This is a genomic window from Desulfobacterium sp. N47, from assembly GCF_051233685.1.
Taxonomy (GTDB): domain Bacteria; phylum Desulfobacterota; class Desulfobacteria; order Desulfobacterales; family RPRI01; genus RPRI01.
In genome coordinates this window covers 1-9,120 of the sequence record NZ_JBAMMY010000076.1, presented here as the reverse complement: position 1 = coordinate 9,120, position 9,120 = coordinate 1, and the positions used below count along the sequence as shown (strand labels likewise).

General features: G+C 38.8%; 9 protein-coding genes. All 9 read right to left on the bottom strand.

Annotation, left to right across the window (positions count from 1 at the left end; translation table 11 throughout):
- Positions 1 to 188: 188 nt before the first annotated feature.
- A complete protein-coding gene (locus VXK47_RS04540; protein WP_435547584.1) occupies positions 189 to 2,390 on the bottom strand; it encodes a glycosyltransferase in 2,202 nt (733 codons plus the stop codon).
- Positions 2,391 to 2,617: 227 nt separating this feature from the next.
- Entirely contained in the window at positions 2,618 to 4,438 is a 1,821-nt protein-coding gene (locus VXK47_RS04535) for a class I SAM-dependent methyltransferase (protein ID WP_435547583.1), read from the bottom strand.
- A gap of 6 nt (positions 4,439 to 4,444) precedes the next feature.
- Complete coding sequence (locus VXK47_RS04530) at positions 4,445 to 5,935, bottom strand: ABC transporter ATP-binding protein (RefSeq protein WP_435547582.1); 1,491 nt, start codon at positions 5,933 to 5,935, stop codon at positions 4,445 to 4,447.
- Complete coding sequence (locus VXK47_RS04525) at positions 5,932 to 6,207, bottom strand: four helix bundle protein (RefSeq protein WP_435547581.1); 276 nt, start codon at positions 6,205 to 6,207, stop codon at positions 5,932 to 5,934. The genes VXK47_RS04530 and VXK47_RS04525 overlap by 4 nt, the downstream gene beginning before the upstream one ends.
- A 150-nt stretch (positions 6,208 to 6,357) precedes the next feature.
- Positions 6,358 to 7,209 (bottom strand): ABC transporter permease, encoded by an 852-nt coding sequence (locus tag VXK47_RS04520; protein ID WP_435547580.1) that lies wholly within the window; start codon positions 7,207 to 7,209, stop codon positions 6,358 to 6,360.
- Positions 7,210 to 7,215: 6 nt separating this feature from the next.
- A complete protein-coding gene (locus VXK47_RS04515; protein WP_435547585.1) occupies positions 7,216 to 7,449 on the bottom strand; it encodes an adenylyl-sulfate kinase in 234 nt (77 codons plus the stop codon).
- An 85-nt stretch (positions 7,450 to 7,534) separates the two neighbouring features.
- Positions 7,535 to 7,942 carry a type II toxin-antitoxin system VapC family toxin gene (locus VXK47_RS04510; RefSeq protein ID WP_435547579.1) on the bottom strand — a complete coding sequence of 136 codons (408 nt, stop codon included), beginning with the start codon at positions 7,940 to 7,942 and terminating at the stop codon, positions 7,535 to 7,537.
- Positions 7,942 to 8,163, bottom strand: coding sequence for a hypothetical protein (locus VXK47_RS04505; protein WP_435547578.1), 222 nt, complete (start codon positions 8,161 to 8,163; stop codon positions 7,942 to 7,944). The genes VXK47_RS04510 and VXK47_RS04505 overlap by 1 nt, the downstream gene beginning before the upstream one ends.
- 182 nt (positions 8,164 to 8,345) lie before the next feature.
- Positions 8,346 to 8,858, bottom strand: coding sequence for an ORF6N domain-containing protein (locus VXK47_RS04500; protein WP_435547577.1), 513 nt, complete (start codon positions 8,856 to 8,858; stop codon positions 8,346 to 8,348).
- Positions 8,859 to 9,120 lie beyond the last annotated feature (262 nt).

Here is a 9,120-nt window from a genome sequence, read left to right as displayed (position 1 = left end):
AAGTTGGGCAAGGCCGTTATCGTTACCGGTTTAATGATCAGGGAGATGTTCGTAATCCCTGAACTGGCAAGACTCAGAACCGCTTGCCAATAAATTCTTTTGCCATTTTTGCAAGAACTTTACAATTAAGGGACTAAAAATATCTGATAAAGTCACTGAAAACTTTTATTCTAGGAACTAATATTGTATTATAATTCATATTGTTTGACAGATTTTGACGGAAAAAGCGCTTTTAATATTTTAAATGCAGATAATTCAGGATAAAATTGATAAATTGATTCGATAGCATTTTTTTGTAATCGCCGTCGCAATCGGTGATCAATTAATAACCTTTCTATAGCTTGTTCGCATTCCTTATGCGAGCAAGTATTAATAACAAGTGCGTTTTGAAGATCTTTAGCAAATGTTTGTGCCCCGCCAGTTTTGGGAACAATCGCTGCATTGCCACAGGCCATCGCTTCCATTGCCGTTAAACCCATAGCCTGATACTCTGAAAAATCTGTAAAAATATCACAATCATTTAGTAAGAACGCCATTTCTTTTGGGTTAAGAATCCCCTTGTTTTCAAAAATAAAATCTTGAGGCAGTTCTTTAAATTTTGTATCCGAATCTTTAACGCCAAAAATAATAAATTTAACAGTTTTATTGGTAAATCTGCGAGAAATGTTTCTTAAAACTTCTAATGTCAACTGTGGTCCTCTGTGTTTACTATATGGACGAACCATGGCACAGATTTTAATAGGTTGAATTTTTGCATCAGACTTCAATCGAGGTCGTGGCATGAACAAATCTACATCAAAGCTAGTACCTACTATAAAAGAATCTCTGCCTATTTCTTCCATAATTTTGTTCCTATTCCAAGGCGTCTTTGTGAATAGTACTATGCGGTCGATTAATGTATAAGATTGTAAAGCAATTTTATATTCAGGTGTACCTTTTTTATAGAAATATGGCTCAAAATCTTGGACATAATATCCCAATACCGGTCGTTTATTGATAATTTCCTTAAGTGATGATACTGAAAAGTTTGTTGTTGCAATAATCGCATCATATCTATTTCCTAATTCATTAACTTCTCGAAGGCTAGAAAGATAAATAATAGGAATATTGGAACCTCCATAATATAGTTGGAAAGACTCTCTATTCTTTCGGAGATTAGCTATGGTTACTTCCACACCCATTGCTTGCAATGCTTGCGCTTCTCGGAAAATTATATTTGCCCCACCAGTAATTGTGTTAATAGGGAGAAGGAATAAAATGCGCAAACCAGAAAAAGAGCAAGAACCTTCTTGGATTATATTATTCCGGTCGCAATAATATTTTGATCTTGCCCTAATTCCATTCAAAACAAGATTTTCACGACAATAAGCTATACCTTCAGTAATAGTCGATTTGCCGTGCAATCGGATAAGTGTATCAGTGCTCGATTTACTCAATTTTTGCCGTATATTATGCCCATAACTTTTTGATTGGGCATGGAATATATATGTGTTATCAGCAAGAGCAAGCGTCCAACCTTTATTTCTGGCTCTAAGGCAATAATCATTTTCCTCGCCGTATCCATAAGGAAAAGAATCTTTATCAAAATATCCAATCTGATTGATAACAACTCTTCGTATCAACAAGCAAAAACCATTTAAGAATGGCATGCGTGGATAAATATTTCCAGAGTAACGCACAACCAATTTCCCCATATCATTGATGGTAATATCTTTAGGCAATAGGTTTTCTGCCCAATCGCCATTGCTTTCATAATTTGGTATTGATTGCCACGAAGCTGTATTGCTCAATGGGCTGACTATTCCTATGCTTGAATCAGATTCGGCACACATTATTAGATGCTCAAGCCAACCCTCTGTGACAATTGTATCACTATTGATAAGTACAACATAATCTCCTTTAGAGTTTGTTAAACCTTGATTAGCTGCATGCGTATATTTTTTCGCTTTATCATTTCGAATTAATAACGCTTCATGAGCTACAGAAAATTCACGCAAAAAAGATGCTGTAGATTCTTCACTTCCATCATCGATCAAAATGATCTTGTATGGCTGTTCCGTAAATTCGATAATCGAGCTTAGGCAACTTCTAATATCATCAATTGCATTATGAACACAGATCACAATATCAACAGAAATACCGTGCCGAAGATATTCCAAAGATCGTTTATCGTTTATATGTGAAGAGCTGGTAAAACCAGAGTTGACCGAATTAGTAATTTGATCTATTCCAAATAAGTATTCGCAAATTACATTCCAAAGGCTCCTCGGTCCAAATTTTAAAAAAGCACGGGCAACTATTTTTACCAAACGAGAAAAGCCAGTTAATCCACCACCGTGATCTTTAATATAATAGTTGGCTTCATTGATAATCCGTTTCGCTATCAACATTTAAATTTTCTCCATTATAATGAAGCTCCCCATATTCCCATCGCTCCAAGATTGATGAAATGAAACCGTAAAAAGCCCAAAAATGGCAATTTTTTGAAAATAGCATTCAATAATTACAAAATATTACAAAGCCATTTTTTGATTTTCCAACTTTTTACAAGACCATCAAGGTTCGCAGCTACATAAATGCACTTTTTAAATTTTGAAAATAAAGTTTTATAACATTTCTATGCTTGATTTTTCCTTCGGCATCTTTTGAGCAACCAGCGAAATAGAAAAGCAAGAAGTCTAAAAGGTTTGGTTATTTGCCATGAAATTGTCGATTTAACACGGTCAATTTCTCCGTGCAGTAAGCTGATTTCCCTATGCAGATTAGTATTCTCTTCACTAATTGTAAATGGTACTCCACATAAATTAATAGGCCTTTCAATCAACTGCGCAAAGCTAATCTCAGGAGGTTGGCCATTAATGGTTTTTTGAAGAGCATCCTCCAATACACCAGTCGTTCTGAATTCTGTATCGGTATATGGCTTATGTCCTAAAAGAATAAGTACCCGGTTAATAACTTCCTTAAATGACAAACATAAAAAACCTGAGGAAGCAGGACAACTCATAAGGGTGTAAATAAACCCTCGTGACAGTACCCAGCCAAAAGGGATTGGTTCTTCTGTTTGCCATTCTTCATCAATTAAAACAAGATTACCTGAAATATCCCGTATAAAGTTGAAAGGAACTCCGTCAAGCCATATACCAGGAAGCATTCTGCCGTCAGGACCTTGTGTGACTTCTGCTTCAAGAAGTTCTATCCAAGGTCTCGCCCAATTAGCCAGATCGGTTATATTTCCGCCGCGTGCCAAAATTGAGTGTAACTCTACAACATAAAGTCTTCCGGAAACATAAGATGTACGATGGGAGGGCTGATGGTATAAATGAAAACCGTTTATAAGGTTATATTTATCAGGTGTTTGATGGAATAAAGTACGCTTTTCGACGATAATAGTATCACCATCTGATTGTAAAACGGTTTCAGTTGCAAAGTTTGGCAATCTTTCTGTTGTATAGAGACGTGCAAGCCAGTTAGGTTGTATATTAATGGAGTTGGATTGGCGAGCTATTAATAGAAACGAATTTGCTAATTCAGGCAGCAATCCATTACGAGCAATGGGTTGCCATGCCATATTCTCATTAAAAACCCTGCGTGTATTTCCAGAATAGTCTCTGCTGACGGTTCGGAACAATAAATCAGCAACACGGAATTCTATGTGTTTAGATACGTTATCATTTATAATTATATTGGGAAGTTTATAATCGGGAAAAGGATAAAAAAAGATCATACTATCAAAACCGGCTGCTTTTAACCTATACATCAGTTCTCTTTTACCGAAAGTGATGGGAGTGTCTGTATCATAAAGGTCTTGTATTCCAAAATAAGAAATTCCCAAATGATCTTCCCTGGAGCCATTAAAGTATTTGAGCCCAAGTTGGTTTTCAATGGCGATAATAAGGACGCCATCTTCCTCTATGAAAGATCCTGCAATCCGCAGGCATACTCCAACAGGATCGTCCGCAGGAATGAATAAACCGGCATATTCTAGTACGCCGATTAAAGTGACAACATCAAATTTTTCTTGTATTTCAAATTCGGCAACGTTGTCACAATATATGGAAACATTGGGCAGATCGCGGCAACGCTCTGCGGCAATCACAGCGCGTCGCTGACTACCTTCTACAGCTATCACTTTAGCTCCCGTTTCGCCTAAATACCGAGTTATTGCTCCACACCCACATCCAAGTTCAAGAATGCGGTGGGACGAACCAAAGTTGAAGGGCCGTAACAGGTTATGGCGGACCGGGCTGAAATGATATTCGCTCGGCCAATCTTTGATGGCGGTTACTATTTCTGGAGATAAACTGGAGACATCTTTCGCTTTTCTAAGTACCGAAAGGAGATAATTTTCTATTTCATCCCCATCGGAATAAAAAAGAGAAGGTGATGCAGTCTTTTTCCATATTCGGAGGTCTTTTTCAAATGTATAGTTTTGTTTCATAAAAGTCTAAGCAGTGATACAGATTGATGGATTCAAAAACATCTCACCAGTTGATAACAGAGGATATGCCATTCGTAACCTAATAGAGTCATAACGACGGTCATGTGGCTGAATACCAGATTCGGCTTCACTAGCGATCCCCAAAGAAATCAAATAATCGCCAACATCAAGAAAAGGGGTAAAGGTAAAACGTATTTTTAATCGATCGCCCTTCTTTTGTCCGGGAACACCGGAAGGCCCGAGCAATTGCCTTGAGTTTATATTAAATATTGTATTGCCTTGAGGAGATTTTATAGAAAGACCATAAATGGGCTTATGAATGTCGGTGTGGAAGCATGCTGTAATTATCAATTCGATTTCGACACCAGGAGATAGTTTGTCAAGGCAATTCTGACCATTTTGAATTAAGCAGACATCTGTCATTGTTGCATCTCGATCACCCCAACGGGTCTCGTATGGATTGTAAAAAGGATACAGTTGAAATTTTTCTTCAGCAGCTCCTATGCCGCATAGTTCCTTGGATTTGTCATTAATTGTTGCTCTGGACTCATGTTTGAGTATTTTAATATAATGATTCAAAGTTTCCGATGTATCGCCATCAATGAGCAGCCTTCCTTTATTCACCAGTATGGCACGATCACAGTAATACGCTACCTGCTCAAGTGCATGGGTAACAAGCAGAATTGCCCCGCCACCATGCATAATATCCTTCATACGTTGAAAACATTTTGATTGAAACTTCATGTCCCCAACAGCTAACACTTCATCTAAAATTAAGACATCCGGCTCCAATGTTATCGCAACAGCAAAACCTAATCTCACAGTCATTCCTGAACTATAGCTTTGCACCGGCGTATCAATAAACTCGCCAAGTTCAGCAAATTCCACAATTTCATCAAATTTTGAATTAATTTCTTTTTGGCTTAGTCCTAGTACTGCCGCATTAACATAAATATTCTCCCGCCCTGTCAGTATAGGATTAAAGCCGGCTCCAAGAGCTATTAAGGCGCCGACCCGGCCCCGCATTTCAATTCTTCCTTTATCAGGCTTGATTAAACCGTTTAACATTCGCAACAATGTGGTCTTCCCCGCACCATTTCTTCCGATCAGCCCTAAACATTCACCTCGTTTGAGTTCAAAGCTTACATCCTTCACCGCCCAGAATTCATCCTGCCGCAATCCTTCATTTTCTTTGTGTGAGCGGCCTATTAACTCACTTCCCAAATCCTTCATGCCGTACCACAAAGACCGTTTCAGACTTCGACAGAATTTTTTGGAAACATTTTCGACTCGTACAAGCACATCGTTGGAGGTATGAGGGGTGAGACCTGAAACCTGAGACTCCAGAGGGCTGAAATCTGAGGGATGAGACTTGAGAAGGCTGAAATCTGAGGGATGAGACCTGAGGTTTGAGGCCTGAGACTCCGGAGGGCTGAGATCTGAAGGCTGAGGCTTGAGACCTGAGAAGGAGTCGGAGGGTAAGTTGTGGTTTTTCATTGTTTGCGTTTCTTTTTCACGTTTTTTAAAATTGTCACAAAGATCGAAATCAGTTGATTGGATTCATCAAGCAACCATTCAATACGTTCGGAAGTTATTCCGCAGTCGTCACGAAGCAGCTCAAGCCATAATATAGTTTCATCAGCCTCCTGAGTGCATAACTCGATTTTAGAAACAAATTCAGCATCGCCTTCTTGCCCTTGAAGCCTCCCGATAGTTCGCAGCAACCGATGTGCCTGATCTAAGGAACTTGCTTTCCAATCACCTGGCATTCCGTTCGATTTTTCGGCAACTCACAATAAAAGCGGACAACACGGAAGCAAATCGCTTCCTCTGCCGTAACATTTCCTTCTTATCTTCAGCCCTCTCCATCCTCCTCCCTCAGCCCTCATCCTTCAGCTCTCATCCTTCATCCTTTTCTTTCACGCGCTCATCCGTTCAATAAGAATGGGCATGGCAACCCGATAGCTTACCCACACTATTAATAGAAGTATGATAGAGATTGCATTTACTAGAAAAAAGTATCCCAAATACTCCGGTGAAAATCCTGTCAGCCAATCTCTAGCTGTCAATACCAATGGTGTAACAGGATTTATTTTATAAACATATAACGCCCAACCACTTTTAGGCATTGGAAATAAAACCGGGGTAAGATACATTAAAAACTGCATAAGCAGAGGAAGAGCTTTTCCAATGTCAGTATAGAGCATTCCAACCGGTGTCAGCATAAGTCCTATAGCTGTTCCAGCCATAATAAGGGATATTATTCCAAACGGAAACAACACCAATGTCCATCCCGGATATATGCCTGCCACAAGCAGAACAATCAGCATCATAAGAATTTTAATCGCACCGTTAAACAAAGTTTGATAAATTCCTGAAAGCACCAATGCTTCTTTTGGAAAATTAATTTTTGCCAGCATATGCTTTGCAGCAGTGGTCTGCTGTAAAGGTCCGTTAACTGAGTCCATAAATATCGCCCAAAGAATTGTTCCTGTAAACACATATACAGGATAGGACAAATTGGTTGCACTTATTTTTATAATGCCTGATCCACTCAGAAATATCCAGGTAAGCGCGTGAGCAAGAGGCAGTATAAATGCCCAAAGAAACCCTAATGCAGTTTGCCTATACTGAGCACGTATATCTCGTTTAGCAAGCTGCATGGCAAGTTCACGCCCTGCAAACAGATCCCGAAACATATCACACAACATAATTACAGGGTTTCGTATCGAAGATTCAGGAGTGTAAATGATTATGTCACTTTTTTTCATATATTATTATTTATTCAAAAATATCTTTTTATCGATAAGCAAGTAATCAAGTAAACCACTCACACTTTCTTCTATTCCCATTTCATTGGTATTGATTACCATATCCGGGCTTTTAGGTTCTTCATAGGAAGAACCGACACCAGTATAATTTTTTATAATTCCTGAACGGGCTTTTGCATATAAACCTTTAACATCTCTTTCTTCGCATACATCAAGAGGGCAACTGTAATAAACTTCGATAAAGCTTTGGGGAAAATTGGTAATAGAAGGGGTTCTATATCCCGTGGCTATGGGGCAAGCGTAGGGCGCAAAAAATAAAATGTAACTATCGGTCTAACAGGGGCGCTTTAAAGCCTGCCTGCCTGAAATGCTCATCAAAACATAACGCTACCTTCAGCCGTTCCTCCTTCATTACCACAAACGAAAAACAGTCCACAAGCCCCCAGGCTTTATCAGAATGCCCCTTGTACAGAGTGAGAGCTTTCTCCATGTCTTCAGAATCAAAAGAAACAACCTTGGTATTCCTGTCTGATCGTATCTTCTCAATAACAGCCACTGCGGTTGCACGATAAGGAGGCTTTGCAAGGCAATTGGCAAGTTCGACAAGCACCAGATCAGTCGTTATAAAAGGACCGGCATGGTTTGCTGACGCAGAAAGGGCATCTTCATGCCGTGCATCCTTTTTTCTGATTAGCGCAAGAAGATAGCTCGTATCAAGAAATATCGCCTGCATCACATCTTAGATACCCCGTAAAGATAGTGGTCATGTTGCTCCGCCAAGTCGGCGGGGAGGTCATCCTCTATGGCATAAGCAGCAACCTCGGAAAGAAGGGTTACGGGTTTCCCGGTCGTTTTATATTGCCTTTTCAGTTTTTTTACGAGATGCTCAACCTCAACCAACATTGAAGGCGGCAACAGATCAAGGTCTTTTTTTAGTATTTCCAGTTTATTCATACAGTAACCTCTGTAACCAATTAAAAGTTAAAATCAAAATTGTATTTTCAAGAATATCAAATACATCTTATACTATTCCGATATCATCTGCAAGCGGACAACTTCAATATAGTTCAAATGCAGTTTCATAGGAAGACATGCCTATTATTCTGCTTTTTTCTCATATTTACTTGTGTGGTCATCTATTCGTTATTTCTCATTTTTTTCTTCTTCTTTATCGTGTGCTTGAACTTTAATACAGCAAAATTCAGTTCAATAGATGTCTCCGTACCGTTCATTTGCAAGGCATCATCAAAAATTTCGGCGATCAATTCTCCACTTTTCTGCATTAATGCCTTCTGATCAGCTTTATCTTTAACAATCGATAGCTCCTGAATACTTCTTGATAGTTGTCTGATTTTTGAAAATGCTTCAATAATTGCAAACGTTGCTTCTGTAGCCTGTTTGCTCTTCAATATCGTAGCAATCATATACAAACCCTTTTCAGTGAAGGCCTTCGGTAATACCCTTGTCTTTGCAAATTTTGCGGTCGAAAATTTCGACCGCAAATTACCAAACTCTTCTTCGCTGATCTCAAACATATAATCATACGGAAATTTATCAGAATTATTTTTTACTGCCTCATTGACTCTTTTTGTCTCAACCTTGTAAAGCTCAGCAACATCGCTGTCGAGCAAAACACTTTGGCCGCGCAATTCAACAATAAGATTCTTTAAATTCTCAAATTTTACAGCCTGAGGTAATTTAATAAGTCTATCAGGCTAAAATCTCGACGATTTTCAACCCACAATTTTTTATTTCAACCCAATTTTTCAGGCAAATTTACCAGGCAAATTTACCAGGCAAAAAATATTTTCACTTTTTTTTATTTTCTGCTGGCGTCCGAGCTTCTTTTTTGCTATACAATGATCATGCTACCCTTAATCATCAGAAAACGGACAATCACAGCAGCGGATC